At 62.8% G+C, this 16,635-nt stretch carries 9 protein-coding genes; 3 read left to right on the top strand and 6 right to left on the bottom strand.

What is annotated here, in order from left to right; translation table 11 throughout:
- Positions 1 to 12: 12 nt before the first annotated feature.
- A complete protein-coding gene (locus ACXZ1M_RS14665) occupies positions 13 to 3,531 on the top strand; it encodes an indolepyruvate ferredoxin oxidoreductase family protein (protein ID WP_459053857.1) in 3,519 nt (1,172 codons plus the stop codon).
- A gap of 126 nt (positions 3,532 to 3,657) precedes the next feature.
- Complete coding sequence (gene icmF, locus ACXZ1M_RS14660) at positions 3,658 to 6,945, top strand: fused isobutyryl-CoA mutase/GTPase IcmF (protein WP_459053856.1); 3,288 nt, start codon at positions 3,658 to 3,660, stop codon at positions 6,943 to 6,945.
- Positions 6,946 to 6,959: 14 nt separating this feature from the next.
- Here the strand turns inward: icmF and ACXZ1M_RS14655 are convergent, their stop codons facing one another.
- From ACXZ1M_RS14655 to ACXZ1M_RS14630, 6 genes are all read right to left on the bottom strand, one after another.
- Positions 6,960 to 7,364, bottom strand: a complete 405-nt coding sequence (locus ACXZ1M_RS14655; protein ID WP_459053855.1) for a hypothetical protein — start codon at positions 7,362 to 7,364, stop codon at positions 6,960 to 6,962.
- Positions 7,365 to 7,453: 89 nt separating this feature from the next.
- Positions 7,454 to 8,461: a substrate-binding domain-containing protein gene (locus ACXZ1M_RS14650; protein WP_459053854.1), complete on the bottom strand. Its 1,008-nt coding sequence runs from the start codon at positions 8,459 to 8,461 to the stop codon at positions 7,454 to 7,456.
- Positions 8,462 to 8,471: 10 nt separating this feature from the next.
- Positions 8,472 to 9,740 (bottom strand): MFS transporter, encoded by a 1,269-nt coding sequence (locus ACXZ1M_RS14645; protein WP_459053853.1) that lies wholly within the window; start codon positions 9,738 to 9,740, stop codon positions 8,472 to 8,474.
- A 43-nt stretch (positions 9,741 to 9,783) separates the two neighbouring features.
- On the bottom strand, positions 9,784 to 10,425 hold the full coding sequence (pgmB, locus tag ACXZ1M_RS14640) for a beta-phosphoglucomutase (RefSeq protein WP_459053852.1): 642 nt from the start codon (positions 10,423 to 10,425) through the stop codon (positions 9,784 to 9,786).
- Positions 10,422 to 12,743 (bottom strand): glycoside hydrolase family 65 protein, encoded by a 2,322-nt coding sequence (locus ACXZ1M_RS14635; protein WP_459053851.1) that lies wholly within the window; start codon positions 12,741 to 12,743, stop codon positions 10,422 to 10,424. The genes pgmB and ACXZ1M_RS14635 overlap by 4 nt, the downstream gene beginning before the upstream one ends.
- Positions 12,744 to 12,831: 88 nt before the next feature.
- The gene (locus ACXZ1M_RS14630; protein ID WP_459053850.1) at positions 12,832 to 13,827 is read right to left on the bottom strand and encodes a LacI family DNA-binding transcriptional regulator; all 996 of its coding nucleotides are present in this window, start codon (positions 13,825 to 13,827) and stop codon (positions 12,832 to 12,834) included.
- A 189-nt stretch (positions 13,828 to 14,016) separates the two neighbouring features.
- Here ACXZ1M_RS14630 and ACXZ1M_RS14625 point away from each other — a divergent pair, with 189 nt between their 5' ends.
- On the top strand, positions 14,017 to 16,503 hold the full coding sequence (locus ACXZ1M_RS14625; protein ID WP_459053849.1) for a TonB-dependent receptor: 2,487 nt from the start codon (positions 14,017 to 14,019) through the stop codon (positions 16,501 to 16,503).
- Positions 16,504 to 16,635: the final 132 nt, after the last annotated feature.

Here is a 16,635-nt window from a genome sequence, read left to right as displayed (position 1 = left end):
ACGGAGACAGCCATGCCAGACGGCACCAGCCCACTCACGTCCGTGAGTCTCGACGACAAGTACACTTCCACCAAAGGCACCATCTTCCTGTCCGGCATCCAGGCCATCGTGCGCCTGCCGATGATGCAGCGCGTGCGCGATGAGGCCGCCGGCCTGAACACCGCCGGCTTCATTTCCGGCTACCGCGGCTCGCCGCTGGGCGGCCTCGACGAAAACCTGTGGAAGGCCAAGCCGCACCTGGAAAGCCACCACGTGCAATTCGTGCCGGGCGTGAACGAGGATCTGGCGGCCACCGCCGTCTGGGGTTCGCAGCAGGTCGACCTGATCGGCGAGAGCAAGTACGACGGCGTGTTCGCCATGTGGTACGGCAAAGGCCCGGGCGTGGACCGCTGCGGCGACGTCTTCAAGCACATGAACCACGCCGGCACCGCCAAGCACGGCGGCGTGCTGCTGGTGGCCGGCGACGACCACGGCGCCTACTCGTCCACCCTGCCGCACCAGTCGGACCACATCTTCTCGGCCTGCATGGTGCCGGTGCTCTACCCGTGCAACGTGCAGGAATACCTGGACCTGGGCGTCCACGGCTGGGCCATGTCGCGCTTCTCCGGTTGCGCGGTGGCCTTCAAGGCGTTGGCCGACACGGTGGAATCGTCGGCCTCGATCGACGCCGATCCTTTCCGCGTCGAGACCAAGATTCCGAAGGACTTCGTCATGCCAGAAGGCGGCCTGAATGCGCGCCTGTCCAGCATTCCGCTGGGCCAGCAAGCGCGTAATCAGGAAGCGCTGATGCAGGACTATAAAATCTACGCCGCGCTGGCCTATGCGCGCGAGAACAAGCTCAATCACACCACCATCGATTCACCGGACGCCAAGCTGGGCATCATCGCCTCCGGCAAATCCTACCTCGACGTGCTGGAAGCGCTGGAAGAACTGGGCATCGACGAAGCCATGGCGGCCACGGTCGGCCTGCGCCTGTTCAAGGTCGCCATGCCATGGCCGCTGGAACCGGACAGCGTGCGCGAATTCGCCCAGGGCCTGGACGAGATCCTGGTGGTGGAAGAAAAGCGCCAGTTCGTCGAGTATCAGCTGAAGGAACAGCTGTACAACTGGCGCGACGACGTGCGTCCGCGCGTGATCGGCAAATTCGACGACAAGGGCGAGTGGGTGGCGCCGCGCGGCGAATGGCTGCTGCCGCCGAAGGCCGACTTCTCGGTCTCGCAGGTGGCGCGCGTGATCGCCGGCCGCGTGGCCCGCTACATCAGCGACGCCCACATCCAGGACCAGATCAAGGCCCGCCTGACCTTCCTCGACGCCAAGGACGCGGTGCTGAAGAAAGCCATCAGCACGCCGTTCCGTCCGGCCTTCTACTGCTCCGGATGCCCGCACAACACCTCGACCAAAGTCCCTGACGGTTCGTTCGCGCTGGCCGGCATCGGCTGCCACGTGATGGCCACCTCGATCTACCCCGAGTACAACAAGCTCACCACCCACATGGGCGGCGAAGGCGCGCCGTGGATCGGCCAGGCCGCGTTCTCCAAGGTTCCGCACGTATTCCAGAACCTGGGCGACGGCACCTACTTCCACTCCGGTTACCTGGCGATCCGCGCGGCGGTGGCCGCCAAGGTCAACATCACCTACAAGATCCTGTACAACGACGCCGTCGCCATGACCGGCGGCCAGCCGGTGGACGGCCAGACCTCGGTGCCGATGATCGCGCAGCAGATGGCCGCCGAAGGCGTCAAGCGCATCGCGCTGGTGACCGAAGACCTGAGCCGCTACACCGACCGCAGCGCGCTGCCATCGATCGTCTCGCTGCACGACCGCAAGGACATGGACGCCGTCCAGCGCGAGCTGCGTGAACTGCCGGGCGCCTCGGTGCTGATCTACGACCAGACCTGCGCCGCCGAGAAGCGCCGCCGCCGCAAGAAAAACGAATTCCCCGATCCAGCCAAACGCATGGTCATCAACGAAGCCGTGTGCGAAGGCTGCGGCGACTGCGGCATCCAGTCCAACTGCGTCTCCATCCTGCCGAAGGAAACGGAATTCGGTCGCAAGCGCACCATCGACCAATCGTCGTGCAACAAGGACTACTCGTGCACCAAGGGCTTCTGCCCGAGCTTCGTTACGGTGGAAGGCGGCACGCTGAAAAAATCCAAGGCCGGTGCCACCCAAAGCGACGACGGCTGGACCGAACTGCCGGCGCCGATGCTGCCATCGTGCGAACAGCCGTACAACATCCTGATCAACGGCATCGGCGGCACCGGCGTGATTACCGTCGGCGCGCTGATGGGCATGGCGGCGCACCTGGAAGGCAAAGGCGCTTCGGTGCTGGACATGACCGGCATGTCGCAGAAAAACGGCTCGGTCACTTCGCACGTGAAGATCGCCCGCACACCGGCACACCTGCGCGCGCAGCGCATCGCCACCGGCGAAGCGGACGTCATCCTCGGCTGCGACATGCTAACCGCCGGCGCCGCCGACGCGGTATCGAAGATGCGCGCCGGCCGCACGCTGGCCATCGTCAACCTGCACGAGCAGCCACCAGGCACCTTCGCGCAGAACGCCGACTGGGAATACCCAACTGCCGACGTGCGCGCGCTGATCGAGGAATCGGTGGGCGCCGGCGCGGCCGATTTCATCGACGCCACCAAGCTGGCCACCGCGCTGATGGGCGACTCGATCGCCGCCAACCTGTTCATGCTCGGTTACGCATGGCAGCGCGGCCGTATTCCGCTGAAAGAAGAATCGCTGCTGCGCGCGATTGAACTGAACGGCGTGGCGGTTGCGTCCAACAAGAAGAGCTTCCTGTGGGGCCGCCGCGCAGCGGTGGATCTCAAGCGCGTGGAGCGCACCGCCACGCCGGCGCAAGCCATCGTGGTGCAGATGCCGCAAAGCCTGGACACCGTCATCAACAAGCGCGTCGAGTTCCTGACCGCGTACCAGAACGCGGCCTACGCCGGCGTCTACTCGGACCTGGTGTCGCAAGTGCGCGCAAAAGAAAGCGCGCTTGGCCTGGGCAACAAGCTGTCCACCGCCGTCGCCAAGTATTACTTCAAGCTGATGGCCTACAAGGATGAATACGAAGTCGCGCGCCTGTACACCGACGGCCGCTTCGTCGAACAGCTGCAGCAGCAGTTCGAGGGTAACTTCAGCGTCAAGTTCAATCTGGCGCCGCCGATGTTCGCCAAGAAGGACGCCAAGGGCCACCTGGTGAAAGCGGAATTCGGTTCGTGGATGTGGAGCGCGTTCAAGCTGCTGGCCAAGTTCAAAGGCCTGCGTGGCGGCGCCTTCGATGTCTTCGGCTACACCGACGAGCGCAAGATGGAGCGCGCCCTGATCGCCGAGTACCGCGACATGGTCGGCGCCCTGGTGGCGCAGCTGAACGCGGACAACCACGCGACGGCCGTCGAGCTGGCGGCGCTGCCGGAGAAAGTGCGCGGTTTCGGCCACGTGAAGGAGGCCGCAGTCGCCACCTTCCGTACCGAAAAAGCCCGCCTGCTGGCACAGTTTTCGCAACAGCGCGCCGCCTGACCGTCGCTCCCGCGAAGGCGGGAGCCTATAGAACGCACGCTCAGCATGGATCCCCGCTTTCGCGGGGACGACGCGTTAAAGTGAACGTCATATAATCGACAAAAAAAGTATAAGGGACACCTATCAATGAACGATCTCTCAGCTCCGAAAACCGCCGCCGTGCCGGACCAGCCGCGCCTCGCCAACAAAGTGCGCTTCGTCACGGCCGCCTCGCTGTTCGACGGCCACGACGCCTCGATCAACATCATGCGCCGCATCCTGCAATCGAACGGCGTGGAAGTGGTCCACCTGGGCCATAACCGCTCGGTGGACGAAGTGGTCACCGCCGCGCTGGCGGAAGACGTGCAAGGCATCGCCATCTCCAGCTACCAGGGCGGCCACGTTGAATACTTCAAATACATGATCGACCTGCTGCGCCAGCGCGGCGGCGCGCACATCAAGGTATTCGGCGGCGGCGGCGGCGTCATCGTCCCGCACGAAATCGAAGAACTGCACGCCTACGGCGTCACCAAGATCTTCAGCCCGGAAGACGGCCAGCGCATGGGCCTCGTCGGCATGATCCAGTGGATGGTGCAGCAGTGCGACATCGACCTGTCGCAATACTCGCCGACAGCGCTGACTCCGCTGCGCGAAGGCGATATCAATACTCGCCATCGCCCCCTGGCGCAACTGATCACCGCCCTGGAAAACGACAAAGCCGCGCCTGCGCTGCGCGCCGAACTGATGGCCGCCGCCGCCGACCTGCCGGTGCCCACGCTGGGCATCACCGGCACCGGCGGCGCCGGTAAATCCTCGCTGACCGATGAACTGATCCGCCGCATTCGCCTGGACCAGGCCGACACATTGAACATCGCCGTGATCTCGATCGACCCGTCGCGCCGCAAATCCGGCGGCGCGCTGCTGGGTGACCGCATCCGCATGAACGCCATCAATCCGTGGGCCGGCCAGTCGCGTGTCTTCATGCGCTCCCTCGCCACGCGCGAAGCGGGTTCCGAAATCTCGCAGGCGCTGCCCGACGTTATCGCAGCCTGCAAGGTGGCCGGCTTCGACCTGGTGATAGTGGAAACCTCCGGCATCGGCCAGGGCGACGCCGCCATCGTGCCGCACGTGGACGTGTCCATGTACGTGATGACGCCGGAATTCGGCGCCGCCTCGCAACTGGAAAAAATCGACATGCTCGATTTCGCCGACTTCATCGCCATCAATAAATTCGACCGCAAGGGATCGCAGGACGCGCTGCGCGACGTCGCCAAGCAGTATCAGCGCAACCGCGAGCTGTGGACCAAGCGTCCGGAAGAAATGCCGGTCTACGGCACGCAAGCCTCGCGCTTCAACGACGACGGCGTCACCGCGCTGTATCAAGGCCTGCTGCCACGCCTGGTGCAACTGGGCCTGCGCGCCGAACCGGGCAGGCTGATTGCGACGGACGTGCGACACTCCAGCGGCAAGCACGTCATCGTGCCGCCGGCCCGTTCGCGCTACCTCGCGGAGATCGCCGACACCGTGCGCGGCTACCACCGCTTCACGCGCAAGCAGGTGACGCTGGCGCGCGAACGCCAGCAACTGAGCGAATCGAAGCGCATGCTGGCCATCGCCCACAAGTCCGCCGACTTCGACGACCTGATTTCCGAACGCGACGCCGAAATGGATGGCGGCGCCAAGAAACTGCTGGCCCAATGGCCCGACATGCAAGCCGCCTACGCCGGCGACGACTACGTCGTGAAAATCCGCGACAAGGAAATCCGCACGCGCCTGGTGCAGCACACGCTGTCCGGCACGCGCATCCGCAAGGTATCGCTGCCGCGCTACGAAGACCACGGCGAAATCCTGCGCTTCCTGATGCTGGAGAACGTGCCGGGCTCCTTCCCGTTCACGGCCGGCGTGTTCGCCTTCAAGCGCGAAGGCGAAGACCCGACCCGCATGTTCGCCGGCGAAGGCGACGCCTTCCGCACCAACCGCCGTTTCAAGCTGGTCTCCACCGGCATGGACGCCAAGCGCCTGTCGACCGCCTTCGACTCGGTGACGTTGTATGGCGCCGACCCGGCGCTGCGTCCGGACATCTACGGCAAGGTCGGCAACTCGGGCGTCTCCATCGCCACGCTGGACGACATGAAGGTGCTGTACGACGGCTTCAACCTGTGCAGCCCGAGCACCTCGGTGTCGATGACCATCAACGGCCCGGCGCCGACCATCCTGGCGATGTTCATGAACACCGCCATCGACCAGCAGATCGAGAAATTCGCCGAAGAGAACAAGCGCCAGCCTAGCGCCGACGAAGCGGCCAAGATCAAGGACTGGGTGCTGCAGAACGTGCGCGGCACCGTGCAGGCGGACATCCTAAAGGAAGACCAGGGCCAGAACACCTGCATCTTCTCAACCGAGTTCTCGCTCAAGGTGATGGGCGATATCCAGGAATACTTCGTCCACCACCAGGTGCGCAACTTCTACTCGGTGTCGATCTCCGGCTACCACATCGCCGAAGCGGGCGCGAACCCGATCTCGCAGCTGGCGTTCACGCTGTCGAACGGCTTCACCTTCGTCGAAGCCTACCTGGCGCGCGGCATGCACATCGATGATTTCGCGCCCAACCTGTCGTTCTTCTTCTCGAACGGCATGGACCCGGAATACACGGTGCTGGGCCGCGTAGCGCGCCGCATCTGGGCGGTGGCCATGCGCGACAAGTACGGCGCCAACGACCGCTCGCAGAAGCTCAAGTACCACGTGCAAACCTCGGGCCGTTCGCTGCACGCGCAGGAGATCGACTTCAACGACATCCGTACCACTCTGCAGGCGCTGATCGCCATCTACGACAACTGCAACTCGCTGCACACCAACGCCTACGACGAAGCCATCACCACGCCGACCGACGAATCGGTGCGCCGCGCGCTGGCGATCCAGCTGATCATCAACCGCGAGTGGGGCCTGGCCAAGAACGAGAATCCGAACCAGGGCTCGTTCATCATGGACGAGCTGACCGACATGGTGGAAGAAGCGGTGCTGCAGGAGTTCGAACGCATCGCCGAACGTGGCGGCGTACTGGGCGCGATGGAGACCGGCTACCAGCGCGGCAAGATCCAGGAAGAATCGATGCTGTACGAGCACCAAAAGCACGACGGCACACTGCCCATCGTCGGCGTCAACACCTTCCGCAATCCGAAGGGCGTGGAAGCGCCGCAGCAGATCGAACTGGCGCGTTCCACGGACGACGAAAAGCAGTCGCAGCTCAAGCGCCTGGAAGACTTCCACAGCCTCCATGCCGACAGCGCGCCGCAAGCGCTGGCAGCCTTGCAGCAAGCCACCATCGACAACGCCAACGTGTTTGAAAAGTTGATGGACGCCGTGCGCGTCTGCTCCCTCGGCCAGATCACCACCGCGCTGTTTGAGGTGGGGGGGCAGTATCGCCGCAATATGTAAATGCCGGAACCTGATCAAGAAGCGTGACAGGTTTCCGCGCGGTAGAAGTTGAAGTTGCCGAAGTTTAGGAACTCAGTGTTAGCGCTGAAGCGGTAGATGATTTCGCGCCGCTTCTCGTCAAAGCTGAGCAGGCCGCCGTTGTGCTTGGCCGTTTGTTCCTTGAAGACCGCCGTCGGAAACGGCTCCTTGCCACCCAGCGTGATCAACAAGGTGTCGTTGTCTGCGCGGCGCCAGGTGCTCTGGGTGTAAAAACCGAATCCACCACGAAACTCCAGATTGCCATTCGGCTGCAACAGCATGCACATGGTCGGGAATTCGGTTCCCGTATTCTCCAGCACCACGGGTGCCGCCGCGCGCTGCGTGCTGGCACACCCGCCCATCAAAAGCGCCATGGCGACATAGCCGAAGAATGGTTTCATGGAATAGGCTTGAGTAGTGGAAACATTCACGCTACCTTATCAGCGCGCACCAAGCTAGAAAGTGCGGTCCCGCACCCTCCTCAGCCAAATCACCTGACAGGGCCGACCGTCGCGCCCTCAAGCAACACTGGTTGCCACAGTTCCTGCAGCTCGCCGGCGGGGGTGCCGTCCACCAGTGACAGCAGCATGGCGATCATGCGGGCGCCGGCTTTGCGCGGGTCGGGCTGGTCGATGGTGGTGACGTTGGCGCCGGACAGGGTGTCGGCCATATTGCCCCAGACGATGACGGAAATCTCCTTGCCGATCTCTACGCCCGCATCCAGCAAGGCACGCATCGCGCCGACACCGGACAGGTGGTTGTCGATGATGACCGCCGTCGGCCGTGGCGAGCAGGCCAGCAATTGCTGCATCGCCTGGTAGCCGCTGCGACGGTCCAGCGTGTTGTCGATCAGGTAGCGCGTATCCACACCCAGCCCTGCATCCGCCATCGAGCGCAGGAAGCTATTCTTGCGCTGCCGCGCGAAGTTCAACTCCAGCGGCGCGCTAATCAGGGCAACGCGCTGATGGCCCAGGCCCAGCAAACGCTCCATCGCCATGCGGATGCCAGCTTCGTTGTCGTAGTCGAACCACGCATACGGCGCGTTCAGCTCCGTGCGGCCGTGGGCGACAAAGGGAAATTTAGCCTTGCTCAAAAACGCGATGCGCTCGTCGTGCACCAGCGTGCGCCCCACCACCAGGCCATCCACCCGCCGCCCGCGCACGATCTGCTGGTACGAGGGCTGCTCCGCCGCCGGCGACACCGGCGCAATGATCAGGTTCTTGGACACCTCTTCCAGCGCGGCCGACATGCCGGCCATCACCTCCAAGAACATCGAGTCGCCCAGATCCGCCGGCTGCAGCGGATAGATGATGCCGAAGACGTTGGTGCGCCCCAGCGCCAGCGAGCGCGCCATCGGGTTGGGCTGATAGCCGACCTCCTTGGCCGCCTTCAGCACCCGCTCCCGGGTCCGCACATTCACCTCGGGGTAACCGTTTAATGCCCGGCTCACCGTGGTCTTGGACATACCAAGGTGATTTGCGAGATGAGCGAGGTTCATAGCCGAATGTTCAATGTTGACTGCTGATTATAGCGTTTGGGTCGAATTCCCCGCCACCGCCATCGACCGCCCTTTTGAAGAAATACAACATAACCAGCACGATGGTGATCGGCACCAACGTCAGATAGAACGCAAAATGACCGCTGAAGTTGCCGAAAACGTAACCGGTGATCAGCGAGCCGGTGGTGCCACCCAGTGCTGAAAAAATCACCAACAGGCCGGTCATGGCCGAATGCTGGTTCTTCGGCAGGGAACTCAGCATCACCGAATTGATGGCCGGGTAGATCGGCGCCATGAACAGCCCGATCAGCGGGAACAGGAAGGTCGCCAGCGGCGCCGTGGCCCAGGTGATGTGCGGATCGGCCACCACGTCATGCGTCAGCGGCAACGCCAGCAGCACCATCGCCGCCATGCCGATGACGCAGGCGTTCATCACCGGATACCAGTTCAGCTTGCGCATCAGCACACCGGCCGACAGTCGCCCGACTGCCAGACAAGCGGCAAAGATGCTGGTCACTTCCACGCTCATCGCAGCCGGCAGCTTGAGGATTTCGTTGTTAAACGTCGGCAGCCAGGTGCCCACGCTTTGCTCGATCAGCACGTACAGAAAGGCGGTGATGACGAACACGCACACCAGCGGCTTGAAGAACAGCTTGAGCATGGCGGCGAAATCTTGCGCGATGCTGCGTCCTTCCGGCAGCGCGGCCATCGATTCGTTGAAAGGCGTGGACAGGAGCAGCACAAAGGTCAGCGCGCACAGCACGGCCAGCAGCCAGTAGACCTGCAGCCAGCTTTGCGACAGCGGATCGCGCGAGTCGATGAAGTAGCCGAACACCCAGTAAGCGCTCAGCACACCCACCATGAAAAATCCCTCCAGCAGATTCATGATGCTGGCGTGCTGCTTGCGGTCCGATGCAATCAGGCCCAGCGTCGAATACACCGACACCTTGACCAGCGCGAACGACACGCCCACGCAGAAGAACAAGGCCTTGGTGGTGGCGAACGACGGCAGCATCGGCATCGCCACACAAGCGGCGGTGACGATGGCCAGTCCGGTCAGCATCGCCTTCTTGTAGCCCAGGCGCGGCAGGAAGGACGCCACCAGGAACGACACCACCGCAATCGGCAGATCCTTGAAGCCTTCCAGCACGCTGGCGGCGGACTTGCTCACGCCGTAGTTGCTGATCACCTGCAGGATCACCGTGCCTACGCTGTTGAGCAGGATGGCGAATACAAAGTAAATCAAAAATAGCGCAAATAGTATTTTGTTGTTCTTCATGCTGCCGTCTCCGTTTTATTCCGCGCCGTGCGGCGCGGTGGCGTCAATATGCGCCGAGATTGAATTCCTTCAGGCTGGTGATGACCACGTCCGCTTGCGTCAGCACGAAGGGATGCCCTATCCCCAGCGCGAACATGCCGGCGCCCTTGATCGACGCCACGCCGGCCACCGCATCCTCGACGCCGAGACAATCGGCCGGCGCGACGCCAAGCTCACTGGCCGCGCGCAGGAAAATCTCCGGATCGGGTTTGCCGCGCGCGATGGTAGCGGCGTCCACCACGTAATCGAATTTATCGGTGATACCCAGGCGCTCCAGCACCGTAAAGGCGTTCTTGCTCACCGATGCCAAGCCGATGCGCAGGCCGACGCGCCGCACCGCGTCCAGCGCAGCCACCGCGCCGGGTAGCAGATCGCTGGACGACATGGTGGCGATCAGCTCCTGATAGTGTTTATTCTTTTCATCCGCCAGCGCCAGCTTCTCTTCCGGCGTGTAGCTGCGCGGCGACGAAGCGAGGATCAGATCGAGAGAACCCATGCGGTCGATGCCCTTCAGATTCTCATTGAACGCCTGATCGAAATGCACGCCCTGCGACTCCGCCAGCTGCTTCCACGCCAGATAGTGGTAATGCGCGGTATCGGTAATCACGCCATCCAGATCGAAGATGACTGCCTTGAAGCGGCTCATAAAAAACTCCTTGCTTGCTTGGGTTGCGACAGCGTCAGCGCAACCGCTTCGCCGCCATGGGTGAATGCCAGCGCCTCGCCTTGCAGCAGGCGATACTCCACGCTGCCCGGCTCCACGTGCACTTCCAGCAGCGCGCCACGGAAGTGGATCTTGAAGGTGTAGTGCTGCCACTGCTTCGGCAGCGTCGGCGCGAAGTGCAGTTCGCCGCCCACCACGCGCATGCCGGCGAAGCCGAACGCCACGCCCAGCCAGGTGCCGGCCATCGCTGCCGTGTGCACGCCGTAGTGTGTATTGCCGTGTGTGTCATCGAGGTCGAGACGCGCGGTCTCCATGAAGTACTGATAAGCCTTGTCCTGATAGCCCACTTCCGCCGCGATGATGCCGAAGATGCAGGACGACAGCGACGAGTCGTGCGTGGTCACCGCTTCGTAGTAATCGAAGTCGCGGCGCTTGTCTTCCAGCGAGAAGCGATCGCTCAGCAGCAGCAGCGCCAGCACCACGTCCGCCTGCTTGCACACCTGATGGCGGTAGATCACCATCGGGTGATAGTTCAGCAGCAGCGGGTAATTCTCTTTCGGCGTGTTGGCGAAATCCCACACTTTCTTCGACAGGAAGCTGTCGTCCTGCGCGTGGATTTGCAGCGCGTCGTCGTAGGGAAGATTCATCATTGATGCGGCGCGGCGCCATTCGGCCGGCTCACCGGCATCCAACGCCATGGCCGCCGCGATGCGCGCGAACTCGGACGGCGCCTGCGACTGCAGCTGCTCCGCGATCGACGCCGCAAAGCTCAGGTGCATCTGCGCCATCGCGTTGGTGTAGTAGTTGTTGTTGACCAGCGCCGTGTACTCGTCCGGACCCGTCACCTGGTTGATGCAGAAGCGGCCCTCGCGGTCATACGAGCCGATGCCGGTCCAGATGCGCGCCGTCTCCATCACGATTTCGGCGCCGGCTTTCACCAGGTATTCCTGGTCATCGGTCGCTTCCATGTACATCTTGATCGAATAGGCGATATCGGCGTTGATGTGATACTGCGCCGTCCCCGCCGGGAAGTAGGCCGAGCACTCGTCGCCGGCGATGGTGCGCCACGGGTACAGCGCGCCTTTGTCGTGCGACATCTGGCGTGCGCGTTCGCGCGCTTTCGGCAGGCCGGCGTAGCGGTACTCCAGCAGCTTGCGCGCGATCTCCGGCTTGGAGTACAGGAAGAACGGGAAGATGTAGATTTCCGTGTCCCAGAAATAGTGGCCTTCGTAGCCCTCGCCCGTTACGCCCTTGGCGGAGATGTTGGTTTTGCCGTCGCGGCCCACCGATTGCAGCAGGTGGAACTGGTTGAAGTGCATGCCCTGCTGGAGCGCGTCGTCGCCGGCGATCTGCACGTCGGCCTGCTGCCAGAAGTCGGCCAGGTACTGCTCCTGCGCCAGGCGCAAGTCATCGAAGCCCGCCGCCGCCGCGTTGGACAAGGTGTCCTTGCTGCGCCACATCAGCTCTTTGGCGTCGTAATCGCGCGAGGAATAGTAGCTGCCGTACTTGGTCAGCGTCACGGACTGGCCGGTGCTGGCCGCCAGCTCCCAGGTCTGCGTCAAACGCTGGCCGTCCTGCGCGAACGCCGCCGGCAGGTCCGCGCTCAGCACCGATTCGGTTGCACTCACCAGCGTGAAGCCGCTGTTGTGGGTCTTCTGCACCAGCGCCGCAAAGCCGCCGGCCTGCTCGCTGTCGATCATGTGCAGCGTCGGGCCGGAGATGGCCGAACCCACGCGCGGATCATCGCCGGCTTCCAGATTCTTCACCGCGCCATCCAGCGCCGACACCAGGCGCAGCTTGCCGTCGAAGTTCAGCGAAGTCACCTCGAACTCGATGGCGAACAAATGCTTGTTCTCGAAGCTGACCATGCGGCGGCTGCGCACGCGCACACTGCGGCCCTGTGGCGAGGTCCACTCCACCACGCGCGTTAGCAGGCCGGTACGGAAGTCCAGCACCCGCTCATACGACTGAGTGGCGCCGGCCAGCAAATCGAAGCGCTCATCCTCCAGCCACAGCTCGACGCCCTTGGCGTTCGGCACATTCAGCATGAACTGGTTGACCTTGGCCAGGCCGTAGGCCGCTTCCGGGTACTGGATCGGCTCCGACTCGTAGAAGCCGTTCAGGTAGGTGCCGTCGAGCGAAGTGCCGGCCGGGCCGCTGTAGCCCTCCTCGCCGGTGCCGCGCAGGCCGATGTAGCCGTTCCCCAGCGCGAACAGCGTCTCGTCGAGGAAGTGGGATGCGGTGTCGAAGCTGGTCTCGCGGATGCACCAGGCTTCAAGAGGATAGGTGTGTTGTTGCACAGCGAATTCCTTAGAAAAAGCGATTCAAAGCGGTTTGAATTTTAGAAAAAGCCGGTTTTTAGGTATTTTCGGCGGTTTTCAGGGGAAACTAGGTCTGGCGTACCATCAGGGTGGTCGGCAACATTTCAGATGCGACCGGCTGGCCTTCGATCAGGCCCAACATTTTTTTGGCCAATAACACGCCGCCATCGCGCAAGTACTGGTGCACGCTGGTGAGCGGCGGCACGAAACTGGCCGCGCCGGGCGTATCGTCGTAACCGATGACAGAGACATTCTCCGGCACCCTTAAATTCTTCTCGGCCAGCGCGCGGATCGCGCCCATGGCCAGCAAGTCGCTGGCGGCAAACACGCCGTCGAAATTGGCGCCCTTCTTTTTCAGCAGCGCCGAAATACTGTCGAAGCCCGCCTCGAACGTGAACGCTTTCGGACGGATGATGTGCACCGTCGCCGCGCCGCCCATCGCATCGATAAAGCCGGCGCAGCGTTCCTGCACCTCGGCGTGATCGACGTCGCCCAGGAACACCAGCTTCTGCCGGCCCTGCGCGATGAAGCGCTCGGCCGCGCTGATGCCGCCCTTGCGGTTGTCCGAACCGACGACGATGTAGTCGCTGCCCGGTTCCGGCGCGCCCCACACCACCAGCGGCATGCCGGTCTGCTGCAAGGTACGCACCGCCTCGCCGTGCGAGCCCTGGCCCAGCAGGATCAAGCCGTCGGCGCCCATCACCGGCGCCGTGTTCATCAACTGCTTGGAGGTCAGCACCACGCTGTAGCCGGCCGTGGTCAGCTCCTGCGTGATGCCGCCCAATAGCTCCAGCGGATACGGATCGGACATCGGCCGGCCGCGCACCGGTGTCATTTCCACCACAACCGCCACCGAATAACTGCGGCCCATGCGCAGATTGCGCGCGCTCACGTTCAAACGGTAGCCGTGCTGCTCCGCCAACGCGCGGATCTTCTCGCGTGTTTCCACCGTCACCAGCGGGCTGTCGCGCAAGGCGCGGGAGACCGTGATCTTGGAGACGCCGGCCAGCAGGGCCAGGTCTTCCATTGTCATCGCTGGTGTGACGGTCTTTTTCGCAGGCATTGTTGTTCTTAAGGGATGAAAAGCAGGGGTGCGGACGCATTATGACAGAAATTTTTCGTTTGTCGCGAAAAATGACATCGATAACATTTCAATTGACATCGATAACATTTCTTGTTTCAATGACTAGGTCGGCGATGGCGGAAGGCTGTCCCGGAGACGATAGACCCCCAATAAGAAAGAAGAGACACGATGAAAAATCCGTTCCTGCCATCGGCCATCGCGGCCGCCGTCCTCACACTGCTCAACCAGACCGCAGCCCAAGCCCAGACCCAGACCGACGCCCCGGCAGCAGTTGCCACCACCTCCGAAGCGTCCAAGGAAGTATCGAAAGAAATCCAGCAAGTGGTCGTCACCGGCGTGGCCTCGGCGCGCGGCGTGCGCAAGGTCGACTCGGCCTTCTCGATCACCACCGCCAGCGAAGAACAACTGAAGCAAGCCTCGCCCAGCAGCACCGCCGACATCATGAAGCTGGTGCCGGGCGTGTACGCGGAATCGACCGGCGGCCAGTCCGGCGCCAACATCGAAGTGCGCGGCTTCCCGTCGGGCAGCGATTCGCCATTCGTCTCCGTACAGATGATGGGCAACCCGATCTACCCGCCGCCGACCCTGTCGTTCTTCGAAGGCTCGTCGGCCTTCCGCCTCGATGACACGGTGGAGCGCGTGGAAGTGCTGCGCGGCGGCCCGTCGACCATCTGGTCCAACGGCCAGCCCGGCGCCACCATGAACTTCATCCTGAAAGAAGGCACCGACACGCCGGAAGGCTCGGTACGTTTCAGCACCGGCACGGGCAGCCTGCGCCGGGTCGACATGTTCTACGGCGGCAAGATCAGCGATGGCTGGTACGGTTCGGTCGGCGGCTTCTACCGCAAGACCGACGGCGTGCGCGACGCCGGCTTCCCGGCCGACGACGGCCACCAGATCACCGCCACGCTGACGCGCAACCTGGACCAGGGCAAGCTGACCCTGTACGCCCGCAGCACCGACGACAAGAACGCCTTCTACACCGGCGTGCCGCTGATCTCCAGCAACGGCGGCCGCACCATCACCGCCTTCCCCGGCTTCGATCCGCTGACCGGCACCCTGATGAGCGGCGAGATGCGCAACTTCACCATTGAGGCGGCGCCCGGCAAAACCCTCAACAAAGACCTGGGCGATGGCCGCGGCCTGAAAGCCACGGTGTTCGGCGCCAACTTCGACCAGAAAATCGGCGACTGGAGCATCTCCAACAAGTTCAACCGCTTCGACGGCGACCTCAACACCATCGCCATGTTCACCGGGAACAACCCGCTGTCGATGAGCGACTACATCAACAACGCCATCGCCTCGGCCAACGGCAACGCCTCGGTGGTCGCGGCCGCCGGCGGCAAGCTGGCCACGGCCGGCACCGCCACCTACGTCAAAGGCGGCGCGGTCAGCGGCAGCCAGCAAGTGGTGCAAGCGGGCCTGTGGTCGGTGGACAAACAACTCAAGTCCTTCACCGACGAACTGCGCGTCAGCAAGGAAATCGTCAAGGACCACACGGTCACCGTGGGCGGCTACTTTGCCGACTACTCCTCGCATGACGTCTGGTATCTGGGCAACAGCCACCTGATGACGGCCGTGCCACAAGCCAGCCTGATCAACGTCACCCTGAACAACGGCGTGGTGGTCTCGAAAAACGGCACGGACGGCAATGTGTTCTACGCGCCGGTCGCTTCGTATGACGGCCGCAACACCGCAGCCTTCATCTCGGACGAATGGAAAGTCAACGACCAGATCAAGGTCGACTTCGGCATGCGCCATGAGCAGCAAAAAGTCAGCGGCACCATCTCCAACCTGACGTCCGGCGACACCGACAACAACACGCTGACCGTGTACAACAACGGCACCTCCATGCCGGACGGCTCCAACACCTACCTGAGCCGCACCGACAGCGCAAACTCCTTCACCATCGGCGGCAACTACAAGCTGGCGAAAGACACCTCGGTGTTCGTGCGCGCCAACCGTGGCCACACCTTCATTTCCTTCGACGACCTGCGCGGCGCCGGCAATCAAAAGGATGCCAACGACCGCAACCTGCTGCCGACGCCTAAAGTCAGCCAGTACGAAATCGGCTTCAAGACGGCAACGCCGCTGTACACCGCCTACATCAACGCCTTCCACACCTCGTTCGACGGCATCGCCTTCTCGCAGGTACTGTCCAACGGCCAGGAGCTGCGTTCGACCAGCGGTTCCAAAGGCAACGGTGTGGAATTTGAAGTAGCCGTGCGCCCGATCGAAAACCTGCAACTGTCGCTGACCGGCGATTACCAGAAATCGGAATACCGCGACAACCCGCTCACCGACGGCAAAACCGTGCAGCGCCAGCCGAAGCTGCAGTTCCGCTTCACGCCGACCTACCGCATTCCATTCGGCGACGGCAACGCGGCCAAGGTCTACGGCACCTACACCTCGATCGGCGAGCGCTGGGCCGACCAGGCCAACCAGCAGTACCTGCCGTCCTACCGCACCATCGACGCCGGCGTGCTGTTCTCGTTCGGCGACAAGGTCGAAGTACGCCTGGCTGGCACCAACCTGAACAATGAACTTGGCCTGACCGAAGGCAACTCGCGTCTGACCACCGGCGGCACCGGCCCGATCAACGCGCGTCCGCTGTTCGGCCGCACTTGGGAAGCGTCGCTGCTGTATCGCTTCTAAGCCGGTTTAGTTCACTACCGTCCCTCTTCGGGCAAGGCGCAGTTAGCCTTGCCTTTTTTGTTTTTCTGGCCTAATCTGCAATAGATCGTATGACACGATCCTGCATCATCATGTCCGGAATTTTGTACCTAG

It is taken from the genome of Duganella paludis (genome assembly GCF_054461335.1).
The sequence above is the reverse complement of the archived record's forward strand: the minus strand, read 5'-3'. Positions and strand labels throughout refer to the sequence as shown.

What these genes read in the sequence shown, in the direction of transcription:
- ACXZ1M_RS14665 (WP_459053857.1), top strand. Translation starts at nt 13, where the DNA reads ATGCCAGACGGCACCAGCCCACTCACGTCCGTGAGTCTCGACGACAAG.
- icmF (WP_459053856.1), top strand. Translation starts at nt 3,658, where the DNA reads ATGAACGATCTCTCAGCTCCGAAAACCGCCGCCGTGCCGGACCAGCCG.
- ACXZ1M_RS14655 (WP_459053855.1), bottom strand. Translation starts at nt 7,364, where the DNA reads ATGAAACCATTCTTCGGCTATGTCGCCATGGCGCTTTTGATGGGCGGG.
- ACXZ1M_RS14650 (WP_459053854.1), bottom strand. Translation starts at nt 8,461, where the DNA reads ATGAACCTCGCTCATCTCGCAAATCACCTTGGTATGTCCAAGACCACG.
- ACXZ1M_RS14645 (WP_459053853.1), bottom strand. Translation starts at nt 9,740, where the DNA reads ATGAAGAACAACAAAATACTATTTGCGCTATTTTTGATTTACTTTGTA.
- pgmB (WP_459053852.1), bottom strand. Translation starts at nt 10,425, where the DNA reads ATGAGCCGCTTCAAGGCAGTCATCTTCGATCTGGATGGCGTGATTACC.
- ACXZ1M_RS14630 (WP_459053850.1), bottom strand. Translation starts at nt 13,827, where the DNA reads ATGCCTGCGAAAAAGACCGTCACACCAGCGATGACAATGGAAGACCTG.
- ACXZ1M_RS14625 (WP_459053849.1), top strand. Translation starts at nt 14,017, where the DNA reads ATGAAAAATCCGTTCCTGCCATCGGCCATCGCGGCCGCCGTCCTCACA.